Raw genomic sequence first — 15,549 nt, forward strand, 5'->3', positions numbered from 1 at the left:
GAGGCGGTACCGATCTTCTGATCCGCCTCCTCCGGGCCCGCCGTCGGCGCCCGGGACCGGCTTCCCGGCGGGCCCCGCCGAGGCTCAGTCGAACACGACCACCTGACGGATCGCCTCGCCGCGTTCCAGCGCGGCGAGGGCGTCGTTGAGCTCCTCGAAGGCGATCCGCCGGGTGATCAGCCGCTCGATCTCCAGCCGGCCGGCCCGCCACAGGTTCACCATGCGCGGGACGTCCCGCACCAGGTCGCACTCGCCGTACAGCGAGCCCTTGACCGTCTTGCCCTCGAAGACCAGCTGGAACGGGTTGAGCGTGACCTGCTCGGACTTCGCGGCCACGCCCACCACGATCACTTCGCCGCCGCGCCCGGCCAGGCCGTAGGCGGTCTCGATCGCCGACGCCCGGCCCACCGCCTCGAAGACGTGGTCGAAGCCGCGGGGGGCCAGCTCCGCCGTGACCTCCGCCAGGTCCTCCGGCGCGGCGGCGTGGGTGGCGCCGAACTCCAGGGCGGTCCGGTGCTTGGCGGTGTTGGGGTCGACGGCCAGGATGGTCGAGGCCCCGGCGATCTTGGCGCCCTGGATCACCGACAGCCCCACGCCTCCGGCGCCCACCACCGCGACCGTGCCGCCGGGCCGCAGCGCGGAGGTGTTGAACACCGCGCCGAGCCCGGTGGGGAGTCCGCAGCCGAGCAGCGCCGCGTACTCGAACGGCACGTCCTCGTCGATCTTGATGACCCCCGGCCGGGGCACGGTGATCTCCTCGGCGAAGGTGCCGCATCCGGCCATGGCGTAGACGGAGGGATCGCCGTCCCCCTGCCGGAACTTCGGGTCGCGGAACGCCCGCCCCACGAACACCGTGCACAGGTACGGCCGGCCGCTGTCGCAGTGGCGGCACGTCCCGCAGCCGGGCGTCCAATTGATCACCACGTGGTCGCCCGGCCGCACCCCGGTCACCCGGTCGCCCACCGCGACGACCTCGCCGGCCCCTTCATGGCCCAGCACCGCCGGCAGCGTGGCGGGCATCACCCCGGTCATCACCGACAGATCCGAGTGGCACACGCCGGTGGCGCGGATCCGCACTCGCACCTCGTCCGGTCCGGGGTCGATCGGCGTGATGTCGTCCCGCAGGTCGAGGGTCTTGTCGCCGACCGCGCGCAGTACCGCAGCACGGGCCATGGAGGGTCCTCCGCTCGACGGGGCGTCGGGGCGCCCGGGAAGGGATGGGGTAGGGAAGGTTACTCCTCCAACGTGAGCGCGGCCTTGGGGCAGGACCGCACCGCGTGCCGCACCCGGTCCACCTGGTCGGCGGAGGGAACCGGTTGCAGGATGTGCAGCCGGTCCTCGTCGTCCAGGTCGAACACCTCGGGGGCCAGCCCGACGCAGACTCCGTTGGCCTCGCAGGCCAGGGGATCGACCTTCACTCGCATGACGCTGCTCCTCGATCTGGTTTCCGGTGGGCCGCCGGGGAACCGGAACGTCTGTGCCGCCACCATACCGAATGACGTTCGGCGTCCTGGCGGGACCCGTTCTCGTCCGACGAGTCAAAATAGAACACGTTCTATTCGCAGGGTCAAAGGGGCGCGCGTCGCGAATGTGACCAATGCGACACCCGCCCGTCGGGGCGGAGCCCGCCGTGGACGGCGAACATCTCACGGGGACGGGATCCCACCGGTCCCCCTCGAGTTCCGTCGAGCCCCGCCGGGCCCGCCCGGACCCGGCCGCACGCACGCGGGCCACGCGCCCGCCGGAGGAGAAGATGACTGAGACGGCAGCGGACGGCGCCACAGGACACCCGCCCATGCCGGCGGAGCTGCTGCGCGCCGCTCAGGCGGCCAAGGGCTTCATGCCGCCCGACGAAGGCCAGGCGCTGTACGAGACCGCCCTGGACTACGGCGCCAAGGGCCCGATGCTGGAGATCGGCTCCTACTGCGGCAAGTCGGCGATCTACTTCGGCGCGGCCGCCCGCCGGGTCGGCACCGTGCTGGTGACCGTCGACCACCACCACGGGTCCGAGGAGAACCAGCCCGGCTGGGAGTACCACGACCCCACCCTGGTCGACCCGCTCACCGGCCGCATGGACACCCTCCCCACCTTCCGCCGCACCATCGGCTCCGCCGGCCTGGAGGAGGAGGTCATCGCCGTCGTCGGCACCTCCGCCGCCGTCGCGAGGCTCTGGCGCACCCCGCTGTCCCTGCTGTTCATCGACGGCGGCCACTCCGAGGAGCTCGCCCAGGCCGACTATGAGAACTGGTCGCGCTGGGTCATGGTCGGCGGCGCCCTGTGCATCCACGACGTCTTCCCCGACCCCAAGGACGGCGGTCAGGCCCCCTACCACGTCTATCGGCGGGCCCTCGCCTCCGGCGCCTTCGAAGAGCGCCGGGTCCAGGGCTCCCTGCGGGTCCTGGAGCGGGTCAGCGACAAGGACCCGCTCGCCTGATCCTCGGCGGGCCGGGCGCCCGGCGCCCGGCCCCCCTCACATGCGCGTGCGGACGGGGTTGGCCGTGCGGGTCGGAGCGGCCGGGACGCACCCGCAGGCGGTCGGGTCGGCGGGCTCGCTGGGGCCGAGGGGACGGCCGCCGATCTCCTTGAAGAGCGTCGAGCCCGGGGAGCGTCCGCAGAGGGCGTCGGCGGCGAGGATGACGGCGGCGGCGGTGTAGGTGGAGCGGTCCGCGGGGAAGTGCCGCCGGTTCTCGAACTGCCAGCCGGTCCAGTACGAGCCGTCCTCGTGCCGCAGGTGCTGGATGGTGGCGAACAGCTCCAGGGCGCGGTCCCGGTCTCCGATGGCCTCCAGGGCCAGCACCAGCTCACAGCTCTCGGCGGTGGTCACCCAGGGCTGGTCGCTGACGCAGCGGCAGCCCAGCCCCTCCACCACGAAGGCGTCCCAGCCCGCCGCCAGCCGGCGATCGGCGTCCGCGCCGCGCACCGGCCCGGCCAGTACCGGGTAGTACCAGTCCATCGCCCAGCGGCTCTTGTCGGCGAACGCCTCCGGATGCCGGGCCACCACATGGCCGAGCTGGTCGGCGGCCAGCTCCCAGTCCGGCTGGGGGTCGTCCAGGCGCTCGGCCAGCGCCACCGCGCAGCGCAGCGACTGGTAGATCGACGAGCAGCCGGTCAGCAGGGCCTGATCGGCGGCGGTGCCGTCGGGGTGACGGATCCACCGGATCTCGCCGCGGGCGGTCTGCAGGCCCAGGGCGAACTCCACGGCCCGGCGGACGGTCGGCCACATCCGCCGGGCGAAGTCCTCGTCCCCGGTCATCAGCAGCTCGTGCCACACCCCGACCGCCACATAGGCGGCGTGGTTGGACTCGCCGCCCGGTTCGGTGACCTCGCCCAGCACCCATTTGGCCGGCCACGACCCGTCCGGCCGCTGCACCGAGGCCAGCCACTCGTACGCCCGGCGCGCCGGCTCGCGCAGCCCGGCGGTGGTGAGCGCCATGGCGGCCTCGACGTGGTTCCAGGCGTCCACATGACCGGCCACGTCCCCGATGGGGGCGAACCACGGGATGGCCCCGGACGGCTCCTGCTGGGCGACGATGCTGCGGGCGGTGGCCACCATGTCCTCGGCGGTCACCACCCCCGGTACCGAAGGGGGTTCGTGCACCGGGGGCTCAGACCGCATCCGCCTTCTCCTCGCCGACGAGGTCCTCGGGGCGGCCGGGCGTGGACGGCTTGGTGAGGTAGACCACCACGCTCTTGCCCAGCACCGGGTTGAGCACCGCCTCGGCCAGCCGCGTCGGCAGCGGGCGCTTGACGATGTCCCACACCAGCAGCCGGTGGTAGGCCTTGACCAGCGGGTTGTCGTCGTCGTTCACCCCGACCGCGCACTTGATCCACCAGTAGGGGGTGTGCAGCCCGTGCGCGTGGTGGTGGCCGTCGACCCGGAATCCCAGCGACTTGAGCTTGGCCTCCAGCTCGGCCCGGGTGTAGATCCGCACGTGCCCGCCGGGAGCGGTGTGGTACTCCTCCGACAGCGCCCAGCAGACCCGCTCCGGCAGCCAGCTCGGCACCGTGACGGCCAGCCGCCCCCCGGGCTTGAGCACCCGCAGCAGCTCCCGCATCGCGCTCATGTCGTCGGGGATGTGCTCCAGCACCTCAGAGGCGATGATCTTGTCGAAGCTGTCGTCGGGGAACGGCAGGTCCCGGGCGTCCCCCTGGACGGTGCGGGCGGTGGCCCCCTCGGGGACCTCGCCCTCCAGCCGCATCGCGCCGAACATCTTCTCCACGCCGTCCAGCTCGCTCTGGTCGATGTCGAGCGCGACGACGTGCGCTCCCCGCCGGTACAGCTCGAAGGCGTGCCGTCCGGCGCCGCAGCCCATGTCCAGCACGTGCTCCCCCGGAACGATGGGGAACCGCCGGAAATCCACGGTCAGCAGGGTGGTGCTCCTTCCTAGCGGGACGCTCGTGCGGCCCGGTGACGAACGGCCTTGGGCGAGCGGAGGTCCGCGCCTGCCCGGGCCGCCCCCGCGGCCAGCCGCAGGTAGTTCTGCCGGGCGATGGCCGCCCGGTAGTGCTCGACGGTCGCCCGCGCCACCGCGGGCCAGGCGTATCGCTCGGTGACCCGGGCCAGCCCCGCCTCGCTGAACCGGGCGCGCTCCTCGGGGGAGTCGTGCAGCCGGCGCAGGGCGGCGGACAGCTCCTCGACGTCGCCCGGCTCGACCAGCACGGCCGCGTCGCCGACCACCTCCGGCAGGGCGCCGGCCCGGCTGGCGATCAGGGGGGTGCCGGAGGCCATGTGCTCCACGGCCGGCAGCGAGAAGCCCTCATAGCGGGAGGGGACGACGGCGATCTCGGCGGAGGCCAGCAGCTCGCCCAGCTCCTCGTCGGAGATCCCGGACACGAAGCGCACCCTCTCGCCCAGCGCCAGCTCCCGCACCAGCCGTTCGGTCGGGCCGTCCTTTTGCAGCTTGCTCACCACGACCAGGTGCACGTCGCGTTCGGTGGCCAGCTTGGCGACCGCGCGCAGCAGCACGTCCACGCCCTTGAGCGGAGAGTCGGCGCTGGCCGTCGCCACGATCCGGCCCGGGACGCGGTCGCCGCGCGGATGGAAGATCCGGGTGTCGACGCCCAGCGGCAGGATCTCGATGTCGCGCGGGTCGACCTTGAAGTCCTTGACGATGTCGATCTTGGAGGACTCCGAGACGGTGAGGATGGTCCCCACCCGCCGCGCCACCTGCGCCTGCATGTTCACGAACCCGTACCAGCGGCGCTTGCCCAGCCGCTGCAGCCACCCCCGGGCGGCCTGCAGCTCGATCCTGCGGTCCACGCTGATGGGGTGGTGGATGCTGGTCACCAGCGGCAGCCCCAGCCGGGGGATGCCCAGGTTGCCCAGCCCCAGCACCTGGTTGTCGTGCACCACGTCGAAGTCGCGGCGGCGGCGCCGCAGCTCGCGCAGCGCCCGCAGGCTGAAGGTCAGCGGCTCGGGGAATCCGCCCGTGCGCATGTGGGCGAACTCCAGCACGTCGATCCAGTCCCGGTACTCGTGCAGCGCGGGGGTCCGGAACGGGTCCGGCTCGCGATACAGGTCCAGGCTGGGGACCTTGGTCAGGACGATCTCGTCGGAGTCGAGCTCCGGGTAGGGCTGACCGGAGAAGATCTCCACCCGGTGCCCGAGGGCGGCCAGCTCCCGGCTCAGGTGCCGCAGGTATACGCCTTGGCCGCCGCAGTGCGGCTTGCTCCGGTACGAGAGCAGGGCCACGCGCAAAGGCTCATCCACATCCCCGCTCACGCACCACCCCTGTTCTCTCCTGCCCCGTCTGGGGCCGCAAGGCGCCTGATCAGGGCCGGATCCCCTGATCGGCATCTCCTTGACGCCGTTGCCGAACGAACTACGACCTTAGCCGTCGAAGGTTACCGGTGAGTTCTATGTTAGGCATGGTGTCCAAAAGTGTCTGCATCAGGGCGCACGGCCCCAAGCCGGATGAGGCGGACGTCCGGGATGCCGCGCCCGTCGGCCGCCCGGCGCGGTCTCCCGCGAGGCCCGGCGGGACGAGGTCGGACGAGGTCACCGGCGCGATCCAGCGTACGGGCTCCCGGGAGCGGCCCGGACCGGCGGACGGACGCGCCTCCCCCTCCCCGGGGCGTCCCGCCGGGTCCGGCGTCCGCGCGGACGCGTCGCGGCCGTCCCGACGGCCGGCCCGGCGGAGCGCCGCGGGGAGCCGCCGGGTCGTTCCCTCTCCCGTCCTCCTCCCCCGAGCGGGGGCGGCTCACATCGAGCCGTCCCGGCGGGGCGAGGGGGTGAACTCCACCTGGAGCTCCTTGATGCCGTTGACGAAGTTGGAGCGCAGCCTGCGGGGCTCGCCGGCGGGACGGATGTCGGGCAGCCGGTCGAGCACGGCCTCGAACAGCACCCGCAGCTCCAGCCGGGCCAGATGGGAGCCCAGGCAGTAGTGCGGGCCCCCGCCGCCGAACCCGACGTGCGGGTTGGGGTCACGGCCGATGTCGAAGGTGAACGGGTCCTCGAACACCTCCTCGTCCCGGTTGGCCGACGGGTAGAACATCACGACCTTGTCGCCGGCCCTGATCTTCTTGCCGCGCAGCTCGGTGTCCCGCACGGCGGTGCGGCGGAACAGGTTGAGCGGGCTGGTCCACCGGACGATCTCGTCGGGGGCGGTGCGCAGCAGGCTCCGATCGTTCTTGAGGCGCTCCCACTGGTCGGGGTGGTCGAAGAACGCCTGGATGCCGTTGACCGAGCCGGTCCGGGTGGTCTCGTGCCCCGCGATCACCAGCATCAGCACGAAGAGCTGGAACTCCTCGTCCGACAGCACGTTGCCGTTCTCGTCCGGCTGCAGGAGCCGGGTGGCGATGTCGTCGCGCGGCTCGGCGCGGCGCTCGGCGGCCAGCCGGGAGGCGTACTCCATCAGCTCGGCCGCCAGCTTGGCGGCCTCCTCCTGGGCCCCGGACAGCTCCGGGTCGTTGAAGCCGATGATCTTGTTGGACCAGTCGCAGATCATCTCCCGGTCGCTCTGCGGGGCGCCGAGCAGCTCGCAGATCACATACGCCGGCAGCGGAGCGGCGATCTCCTCGGCGAAGTCGGCGTGGCCGCGCGGGGCGACGTTGTCGATCAGCTCGTGGCAGATGTCCCGGATGTGATCCTCGAGCTTGGCGATCATCCGCGGGGTGAAGCCCCGGTTGACCTTGAGCCGGTTGCGGGTGTGGTCCGGCGGGTCCTGGAACAGCATCATCATCCCGAACAGGGCCACGTCGTCGTCGGACCACTCCTCGAACAGCGAGCCCCGCAGGTGGCTGGAGAACAGCTCCGGGTGCCGGGAGATGTGCATCACGTCGGCGTGCTTGGTGATCGCCCAGAAGCCGGGGACGTTCTCGTTGGGGTCGGGGTGCCAGTGCACCGGGTCGTGGGCGCGCAGCCAGGTGAACTGGTCGTGCGGCACGCCGCTTCGCTCGTAGACGCTCGGGTCGATGACGTTGATCTCAGGGCGCATCAGCGGTCCTTTTCGTCCGGCGCGATCGGGTGAGGGGCGCGCGGTCCCCGCGGTGGTGTTGGCTGAGCGCTTGCTTGGTGGAGCGTTGGTTAGAACCGGTTCTAACATGAGACTCCAGTCTCGACAAGAGTCCAATCCCGCTGGACGAAACCTCTCCGACCGGGGCGAGGGGGCGGGGTCGAGGACCGGTGCGTGAGCCGGTGCGAGGGGGCGGCGTGAAGGAGCGGTGCGCGGCCCGGGGCGCGAGCCGAGGCAGGGAGCACGGATCGATGCGCGAAGAACGGCCCGCCTCCCGGATCGGGGACGGGCCGTGGGCGGCGTGCGGCGCCCTGGGCCGGACGGTCCCGGCTCAGGGCGCCGGCGGCGGCCTCGTCCGGGCCGGGGGCCGGACGAGGCCGGGGGTCACAGGAGCACGAAGCGCAGCGGGTCGCCGTCCAGCCGGCGCACCGCGCCGCGGCGCTCCAGGGTCCGCAGGTGGGCGGCGGCCTCCCCGGCGGCCATGCGGCGGGCCTCCATCGGCATCCGCTCCCACGGGTGCCGCCACCGCATTCCGGCGGTCACCTCCCACAGGGTGACGGGGCGGTCCGACAGCAGCCGGGTGATCTCCCTCATGCGCTCCTCGTGGTGCTCGATGATCGAGCGGGCGCGGGCCGACAGCCCTTCGAAACGGTGCTGGTGGGCGGGGAGCACCTCGCCGACCGTCAGTTCGGCCACCCGCTCCAGCGAGCCGAGGAAGTCCCCCAGCGGGTCCACGTCCGGCAGGTCGTAGGGGTACAGCCCGATGTGCGGGGTGATCCGCGGCAGCACGTGGTCGCCGGTGAAGATCCGGTCCCCGTCCTCCAGATGCAGGCAGATGTGACCGGGGGAGTGCCCCGGGGTCCAGATCGCGCGCAGCTTGCGGCCCGGCACGTCCACCAGCTCCCCGTCGGCCAGTTCGCGGTCCGGCACGGCGGGCGGCTCGATCCGGCTCCGGCCCTGCTCGGAGAAGTCGGCCAGCTCGGACTCCGCCGCCCCGGCCCGGCGCAGCGCGTCCGTCTCCCACCGGCGGTCGCCGACCTCGTCCGCCCTGGCGCGGAACCGCCGCACCATCTCGGCGTCCTCGCGGTGCATGGCGATCCACGCGCCGGAGGCCTCCCGGACCCGGCCGGCCAGCCCGGCGTGATCGGGGTGGAAGTGGGTCACCACCACCCCGTACACGTCCTCCACGGCCAGCCCGAGGGACCGCAGTCCGTCGTGCAGCGCCGTCCAGGCGTCCGGATGGTTCCATCCGGCGTCCACGAGCACCGGTCCGCGCTCGCTCTCCACCGCGTAGACCAGGGTGTGGGCCAGGGGGTTGCCGGGGATGGGGACGGGAACGGTCCAGACACCCCCGCCCAGGGATTCCGGTGCCGGTGCGTCCGGTGCAGGTGTGACGGCCACGCGCGCTCTTCTCTGGCTCTGTGTCGATGCCGGGATGAGGGGTCAGCAGCGTTCGAGGACGGTGGCGGTGGACAACGCCCCGCCCGCGCACATGGTAACCAGCGCCGTGGCGCCCTCCCGGCGCTCCAGTTCGTGCAGCGCGGTGGTGATCAGGCGGGCTCCGGTGGCCCCCACGGGGTGGCCGAGGGCGATCGCGCCGCCGTTGACGTTCACCCGATCCATGTCCGGTTCGTGCACCTTGGCCCAGGACAGCACGATTGATGCGAAAGCCTCGTTGACCTCGAAGATGTCCGGATCGGAGATGCTCATCCCGGCCTTGGCGAGGACCCGTTCGGTGGCCTGCACGGGGCCGTCGAGGTGGTAGTAGGGCTCGCCTCCCACCAGGACCTGCGCCCGGATGCGGGCGCGGGGGCGCAGGCCCAGCGCGGCGGCCTTGTGATGTGACATGAGCAACACCGCGGCGGCCCCGTCGGAGATCTGCGAGGAGGTCCCGGCGGTGTGCAGGCCGCCCTCGCCGAGCACCGGCCGGAGCCGGGCCAGTCCCTCGGCGGTGGTCTCGCGCAGCCCTTCGTCCCGGGTCACGGTCTGCGTCCGGCCGGTCGGGTTGCCCTCGGCGTCCAGCACCGGGGCCTCGATCGGCACGACCTCCCGGTCGAACCGGCCGTCCGCCCACGCCTTGGCGGCCAGCGCCTGCGAACGGACCCCGAACGCGTCCAGGTCGGCGCGGGTCAGTCCGCGCCGCCGGGCGATCCGCTCGGCGGCGGTGAACTGGTCGGGCACATCCAGCGACCAGTCGTCGGGCCGGGGGTCGTCGGGGTGGACGTTGCGGCCCAGCGGGACCCGGCTCATCACCTCCACGCCGCAGGCCACCGCCGTGTCCACCGCCCCGGAGGCGATCATCGCGGTGGCCAGGTGCACGGCCTGCTGGCCGGAGCCGCACTGGGCGTCGATCGTGGTGACGCCGGCCTGCCAGGGCAGGCCCGCGTACAGCCAGGCGTAGCGGGCCAGGTGGCCGCCCTGCTCGCCGGCCTGGGTGACGCAGCCGGAGAAGACCTGTTCGATCTCGGCCGGATCGATCCCCGAGCGCTCCACCAACGCGGTCAGCGTGCGGGCCAGCAGCGCCATGGGTTTGAGCCCGGCGAGTCGGCCCCCGCGCTTGCCGATCGGGGTTCGGACGGCCTCCACGATCACCGGGTCCGCCATGCGGCCTCCTGTAGAACGAGATTCAGTTTCCCTGGTGGAAATGTAACTCGTTCTAGTTCGGTGCGGTAGCCCGGTGCGCCGCGCGGACCCGTGCGCGGGATCAGTCGAACACCACCACTTGGCGGATCGCCTCGCCCTTGCGCAGCGCGGCGATGGCGTCGTTGAGCTCCTCGAAGGCGATCCGGCGGGTGATCAGCCCCTCCAGGTCGAGCCGGCCGGCGCGCCACAGGTCCGTCCAGCGGCGCACGTCGCGCTCCACGTCGGAGCTCCCGTACAGCGAGCTGAGCACGTTCTTGCCCAGGAACAGCAGCGAGAACATGTCCGCCCGCCAGACGTCGTCGGCCCCGCCCGCGCCCACCAGGATCACGTCGCCGCCGCGCCGCACGGCGTCCCAGGCCGCCTGGAGGACGGCCGACCGGCCGACCGCCTCGAAGGCGTGGTCGAACCCGCGCCCGCCGGTCAGCGCGCCCTGCAGCTCGGCCAGCCCGTCCGGGACGGTGGCGTGGGTGGCCCCCATCCGCAGGGCGATCTCGTGCTTGGCCTCCAGGGGGTCCACCGCCACGATCACCGCCGCGCCGGCCAGCCTGGCGCCCTGGACGACCGACAGCCCCACGCCGCCCGCCCCGAACACCACCACGCTGTCGCCGGGGCGGATCCGGGCGGTGTTCAGCGCCGCGCCGACACCGGTGGTGACGCCGCAGCTCATCATGGCGGCCAGGTCGAACGGGACGTCCGGGTCGATCGGGACGGCCGCGGCGGCCGGCACCACCGTCTCCTCCGCCCACGAGCCGCACCCGGCCATCCGGTAGACCGGTGCGCCGTCGCAGGCGAAGGGGGCCCTGCCGAACGCCCCGTCGATCTCGGACGTGCACAGGTAGGGCTGTCCGGCCAAGCAGTCGGGACAGCGCCGGCAGGCCGGGGTGAAGCTGATGACGACGTGATCGCCCACCGCGGGCGCGGTGACCCCCGGCCCGACCTCGACCACCTCGCCGGCCGCCTCGTGCCCCAGCACCGCGGGCAGGGAGGCGGGCAGCACGCCGCTCATCGTCGACAGGTCCGAATGACAGATCCCGGTCGCCCGGATGCGCACCCGGACCTCGCCGGCCTGCGGCGGGCTCAGGGCGACGTCGTCGCGCAGATCCATCTCGGCGGCCCCGGCGGTGTGCAGGACGGCGGCTCGCATGACAGGTCCCTGCCCTTCCCTCGCTGCTGCGCCAAACGCGCGCTGGGTTATTTCTGAAACAGGTTCTATTTGACGGGCGCGGGACGGTCAACCCTCAGGCGGCGCGGACCCGCAGCGAGGCGTAGGCGGGCACCAGCACCCGCCGGGCCGGGCGGCGGCCGATGATCCGGTACGGCCCCGCCGCCGTCACCGTCTCCAGCATCCGGGCGATCTGCGTGCGCGCCACCGCCGCCCCCAGGCACAGATGCCGGCCGGCCCCGAACCACAGCTGCCGGGTCTGCGGCACGTACGCGCGCCGGACGTCGAACGGCCCCACCGCGTTGTTCGCCAGATAGGTCAGCAGCAGCACGCGTTCCCCCGCCCGGAGCAGCCGGCCGCCCACCTCGGCGTCCCGCAGCACCGCGCGCCCGATCACCGGGGCCGGGGTGGTGACCCGCAGCCCCTCCCGGACCGCGTTCGGCATCAGCCCGGGATCGGCCAGCAGGTCCGCCTGCTGCCCGGTGTCGTGCAGCAGCGCCACCGTGCGGGCCGTCCCCGAGGCCCCGGTCTCGGTGCCCGCGATGGCCAGCAGCGTCGCCAGCCCGCGGGTCAGCGGCAGGTCCAGCCCCATCTCGCGGCAGCGGCCCAGGATCGTCTCCGGCCCGGCGGTCCGGTATCCCTCCTCGACGCCCCGGGTGATGTCGTCGACGATGAGGCGGGCCCGGCGGATCCGCTCGGCGGGCAGCACGGTCGAGGCGGTGGTGCCCATCGCCAGCCGGGCCAGCCGCTCCCCGGCGGCGAAGATCTCCCGGTAGGCGTCGTCGTCGGCGGGGGACTCCGGTCGCAGTCCCAGCAGATCGGCGACCAGCCGCCCGGCCAGCACCCGGGCGGCGTCGGCCACGTCGATCGTCTCCCCGTCCGCCAGCCGCTCGGCGAGCCTCCGGTAGTGCTCGCCCTGGGAGCGCTCGACCAGGGTCCGGGCGCCCTCCTCGGTGAACAGGTCCCGGGCGCGGGCGCGCAGCTCGGCGTGTCTGGACCCGCCGAACAGGGCGCCCATCCGCGGGCCGAACAGCTGGGCCCACAGGTGACCCACCCCGCCCTCCTCGGACATCCCGAAGCACGCCGCGTCGTTCAGCACCCGGCGGGCCAGCACCGGATCGGTCACCACCCAGCCGATCCGGGGGAACCGCTGGATCGGGGCGGTGTGCCGGGCCGCCTGCAACAGCGCGAACAGCCCCGGATTGCCCGCCCACAGCAGCCGCGCCTCGTGCCGCGCCGCTACCTTCGCCCCGTGTCTCACCCGCACCCCCGCGCAATGACTCAGGGCGCCCTGAGCAGAAGCGCTCATGGCGCCCGATGCCCGATTCTGTACCTTTGCGCAGGTGAATCTATGGGTGACCGTTCCCGCCTACAACGAAGAACGTCTCATCGAGGGGACGCTGCGCCGTCTGGCCGGGCAGACCGACCGCGGCTTCGGCCTCGTCGTGGTGGACAACGGCAGCACCGACGCCACCGCGAGGATCGTCCGGGAGTTCGCCGACCGGCACCCCGAGCTCACGCTGCACCTGATCGCCGAGCCGCGCAAGGGCACCGGGGCCGCCGCCGACACCGGCATGCGGCACGCCATCGCGCAGGGCGCGACGCATCTGGCCCGCACCGACGCCGACTGCCTGCCCCACCCCGGCTGGATCGCCGCCGTCAAACGCGCGTTCGCCGACGGGCTGGAGATGGTCAGCGGGCCGCTGCGGCCCCGCACCGACGAGTTCCCCCTCGCCTGGTGGGAGCGCCGGCTCCTGCCCGCCGTGCTGGCGACGGCGGCGTTCGCCGGGCGGCTGCGGCCGGGCAACCGCGGCCCCGCCTACCTGGGGCCGTACGTGGTGATGCCGGGCTGCAACCTGGCGATCAGCGCCGCCCTGTACGAGCGCGCCGGGGGCTTCCCGCGCACCGCGATCGAGGAGGTCCACGAGGACCGCGCCCTGGTCAACCGGGTGCGCACGCTCACCACCGCCTACGGGCTGCGCAAGGACGTGATCGTGTACGGCTCGGTGCGGCGGCTGCGGGCCTACGGCCTGCTGAGGACCGTCGCCTGGTACGCCGACCACCGCTACACCCCCGAGGTGGTGGACGTCCGGTGAACCCCGCGAGGTGGGAGCGGCGGCTGTATCTGGCCGCCCATCCGCTGGCCTACCCCCTGCTGAGGCTCCTGGCCCGCCGCGGCCCCGTCGTGCGGGTGCCGGGCGTGGGGGTCGTGGTGAACGACGCGGCCCTGGCCCGGGAGACGCTCATGGATCAGGAGACCTTCCGCAAGGACGGGCCCGGCTCTCCCGGCGACCTGTGGACGCCCGTGCTCGGCCCGTCCGTGCTGCTCAACATGGAGGGCGAGGCCCATCGGACGCTGCGCCGCAAGCTCGCCGGCCTGTTCACCCCCGGCTACGCCGAACGGCTGTGCGCCCGGGTCCTCGCCGGGCCGCTGGAGCGGCTCGCCGCCCGGCTGGCCCGGGGCGAGGAGGTCGACCTGGTGGACGCGATGCGGGTCATGGCCGGGGCGGTCATCGGGAACGTCATCGGCCTCACCGGGACGGCGGACGCCGACGGGCGGGCCGACGGGCGGACGGGGCCCGCGCCGCGGGAGGGCACGGCCGAGGGGATCGTCCCCCCGCAGGGGGCGTGGGACGAGGACGCCTATCGCCGCCTGTTCGAGCAGGGCGAGCGGATCGTGTCGATGGTCACGCTGCGGACCCGCCGTCTCGCCCCTGCGCAGATCGAGCGCGCCCGCGCCGTGCTGGACCCGCTGGGGGAGGTCGCCGCCCGGGCGTACGCCGCCGGGGACGAGGGCACGGTGATGGGCCGGATGCGGCGGCTGGGGCTGTCGGAGGAGGAGGCCCGCGGAGCGGCGGGCGCGTTCTTCCTCACCGGCACCGAGACGGTCGCCGCCTGTCTGCCGCGCCTGATCGCCCTGCTGCACGACTCCGGCGGGCTCGACCGGGTGGCCGCCGACCGGTCGCTGCTGGACGCCGCCCTCGAGGAGACGCTGCGGTACACCACCCCGAGCCCGGTGATGCTCCGCAGCGTGCACGCCCCGGCCCGGATCGGCGGCGTGCGGGTGCGGCCGGGCGACCGGGTGGTGATCGTCACGCACAACTGCTGCCGCGCCCTGGGGCCGTTCGACCTGGACCGGCCGCATCCGCCGGAGCTGCGGCGGCTGTGGTTCGGGGCCGGGCCGCACTTTTGCATCGGCTATCCGATCGCCATGGCCGAGGTCCGGGCGGTCGCCTCGACGGTGCTGGACGCCGCGCCGCTGACGATCGTCCGCCGCCGCCCCGCCCGGGGCGTGCTGATCCCGACCTATCGTGAGCTCGTCGTCAGGAGGGCCGCAGCGCGATGAGGATCGTCGTGACCGGGGCGTCCGGGTTCGTGGGGGGCGCGGTGTGCCGGGCGCTGGTCGGGCGGGGCGTGGAGACGCTCGCCTACGGCCGCCGCCCGCGGGTGGACCCCGCGCACGTCGGCGGCGCCGAGTACCGCTCCTGGGACATCGCCGCCGGGCCGCTGGCGGACGCGCCCGAGGCGGACGCGGTCGTGCACTGCGCGGGCAGCGTCACCGACTGGGGGCCGATCGGCGAGTTCTTCCGCGTCAACCTCGGCGGCACCCGCCACGTCCTGGCCTCCTTCCCCCGGGCGCGGTTCGTGCACGTCAGCACCGCCAGCGTGTACGACCCCCGCCGGCCCACCGTCGCCGCCCGCGAGGAGGAGGCCCCGGTGGACCGCTACCTGAACGGCTACGGCGCCTCCAAGGCGGCCGCCGAACGCCTCGTCCTGGCCGCCATGCGCCGGCGCCCCGCGATCATCCTGCGCCCGCACGCCGTCTACGGCCCCGGCGACACCACCCTGCTGCCCCGGGTGCTGGCGGCGGTGCGCGGCCCGTTCCTGTTCGCCGTGGGCGACGGCCGGCAGCCGATCAGCCTCACCTCGATCGACAACCTGGTCCAGGCCTGCGTGCTGGCCGCCACCGGCCCGGTCGACCGCGGCGTCTTCAACGTCGCCGACGCCGCCCCCGTCGTCCTCGACGACGCGCTCCGCGCCGTGCTGGCCGAACGCGGCGTCCCCGCCCGCCCCGTGTATCTGCCGCTCGCCGCGGCGTGGCCGCTGGCCGCCGTCGTGGAGGGCGCCTTCCTGGCCGCCCGCCGGCCCCGGCCGCCCCGCCTCACCCGTTACGCGATCGGCCATCTGGCGGTGGAGCGCACCCTGGACATCACCGCCGCCCGCGAGGTCCTCGGCTATGCCCCGGCCCCCACCGACTTCACCGGTGCGGCGGACTGGTGAGACCGCCGC

General features: G+C 73.6%; 14 protein-coding genes. 4 read left to right on the top strand and 10 right to left on the bottom strand.

What is annotated here, in order from left to right:
* Nucleotides 1–84 precede the first annotated feature (84 nt).
* Nucleotides 85–1,173: a Zn-dependent alcohol dehydrogenase gene (locus EIO00_RS02735; protein ID WP_140175285.1), complete on the bottom strand. Its 1,089-nt coding sequence runs from the start codon at nucleotides 1,171–1,173 to the stop codon at nucleotides 85–87.
* A gap of 59 nt (nucleotides 1,174–1,232) precedes the next feature.
* The gene (locus tag EIO00_RS02740; RefSeq protein ID WP_140175286.1) at nucleotides 1,233–1,424 is read right to left on the bottom strand and encodes a ferredoxin; all 192 of its coding nucleotides are present in this window, start codon (nucleotides 1,422–1,424) and stop codon (nucleotides 1,233–1,235) included.
* Nucleotides 1,425–1,753: 329 nt separating this feature from the next.
* Here EIO00_RS02740 and EIO00_RS02745 point away from each other — a divergent pair, with 329 nt between their 5' ends.
* Complete coding sequence (locus EIO00_RS02745) at nucleotides 1,754–2,434, top strand: class I SAM-dependent methyltransferase (RefSeq protein WP_140175287.1); 681 nt, start codon at nucleotides 1,754–1,756, stop codon at nucleotides 2,432–2,434.
* 36 nt (nucleotides 2,435–2,470) lie between these two features.
* On the opposite strand, the gene EIO00_RS02750 is transcribed toward EIO00_RS02745, so the two are convergent.
* The 8 genes from EIO00_RS02750 to EIO00_RS02785 form a co-directional block, all read right to left on the bottom strand.
* Nucleotides 2,471–3,616 carry a prenyltransferase/squalene oxidase repeat-containing protein gene (locus tag EIO00_RS02750; protein WP_140175288.1) on the bottom strand — a complete coding sequence of 382 codons (1,146 nt, stop codon included), beginning with the start codon at nucleotides 3,614–3,616 and terminating at the stop codon, nucleotides 2,471–2,473.
* A complete protein-coding gene (locus tag EIO00_RS02755) occupies nucleotides 3,606–4,370 on the bottom strand; it encodes a class I SAM-dependent methyltransferase (protein ID WP_175596112.1) in 765 nt (254 codons plus the stop codon). Before EIO00_RS02755 ends, EIO00_RS02750 begins: the two co-directional genes overlap by 11 nt.
* Before the next feature lie 14 nt (nucleotides 4,371–4,384).
* Nucleotides 4,385–5,692, bottom strand: a complete 1,308-nt coding sequence (locus EIO00_RS02760) for a glycosyltransferase family 4 protein (RefSeq protein ID WP_241661071.1) — start codon at nucleotides 5,690–5,692, stop codon at nucleotides 4,385–4,387.
* A gap of 508 nt (nucleotides 5,693–6,200) precedes the next feature.
* The gene (locus EIO00_RS02765) at nucleotides 6,201–7,436 is read right to left on the bottom strand and encodes a cytochrome P450 (RefSeq protein ID WP_140175291.1); all 1,236 of its coding nucleotides are present in this window, start codon (nucleotides 7,434–7,436) and stop codon (nucleotides 6,201–6,203) included.
* Nucleotides 7,437–7,838: 402 nt separating this feature from the next.
* Nucleotides 7,839–8,855: an MBL fold metallo-hydrolase gene (locus EIO00_RS02770; protein ID WP_140175292.1), complete on the bottom strand. Its 1,017-nt coding sequence runs from the start codon at nucleotides 8,853–8,855 to the stop codon at nucleotides 7,839–7,841.
* Between the two features lie 42 nt (nucleotides 8,856–8,897).
* On the bottom strand, nucleotides 8,898–10,058 hold the full coding sequence (locus tag EIO00_RS02775) for a steroid 3-ketoacyl-CoA thiolase (RefSeq protein WP_140175293.1): 1,161 nt from the start codon (nucleotides 10,056–10,058) through the stop codon (nucleotides 8,898–8,900).
* A gap of 100 nt (nucleotides 10,059–10,158) precedes the next feature.
* Nucleotides 10,159–11,241, bottom strand: coding sequence for a Zn-dependent alcohol dehydrogenase (locus EIO00_RS02780; RefSeq protein ID WP_140175294.1), 1,083 nt, complete (start codon nucleotides 11,239–11,241; stop codon nucleotides 10,159–10,161).
* A 94-nt stretch (nucleotides 11,242–11,335) separates the two neighbouring features.
* Complete coding sequence (locus tag EIO00_RS02785; RefSeq protein WP_241661072.1) at nucleotides 11,336–12,520, bottom strand: cytochrome P450; 1,185 nt, start codon at nucleotides 12,518–12,520, stop codon at nucleotides 11,336–11,338.
* 82 nt (nucleotides 12,521–12,602) lie between these two features.
* On the opposite strand from EIO00_RS02785, the gene EIO00_RS02790 reads away from it, so the two are divergent.
* From EIO00_RS02790 to EIO00_RS02800, 3 genes are read left to right on the top strand one after another with little or no spacing between them, the layout of a single operon-like run.
* Nucleotides 12,603–13,355 (top strand): glycosyltransferase family 2 protein, encoded by a 753-nt coding sequence (locus EIO00_RS02790; RefSeq protein WP_140175296.1) that lies wholly within the window; start codon nucleotides 12,603–12,605, stop codon nucleotides 13,353–13,355.
* Nucleotides 13,352–14,605: a cytochrome P450 gene (locus EIO00_RS02795; protein WP_140175297.1), complete on the top strand. Its 1,254-nt coding sequence runs from the start codon at nucleotides 13,352–13,354 to the stop codon at nucleotides 14,603–14,605. The genes EIO00_RS02790 and EIO00_RS02795 overlap by 4 nt, the downstream gene beginning before the upstream one ends.
* Nucleotides 14,602–15,540 (top strand): NAD-dependent epimerase/dehydratase family protein, encoded by a 939-nt coding sequence (locus EIO00_RS02800; protein ID WP_140175298.1) that lies wholly within the window; start codon nucleotides 14,602–14,604, stop codon nucleotides 15,538–15,540. Before EIO00_RS02795 ends, EIO00_RS02800 begins: the two co-directional genes overlap by 4 nt.
* Nucleotides 15,541–15,549 lie beyond the last annotated feature (9 nt).

It is taken from the genome of Thermomonospora catenispora (assembly GCF_006363815.1).
In the GTDB taxonomy this organism is placed as follows: domain Bacteria; phylum Actinomycetota; class Actinomycetes; order Streptosporangiales; family Streptosporangiaceae; genus Thermomonospora; species Thermomonospora catenispora.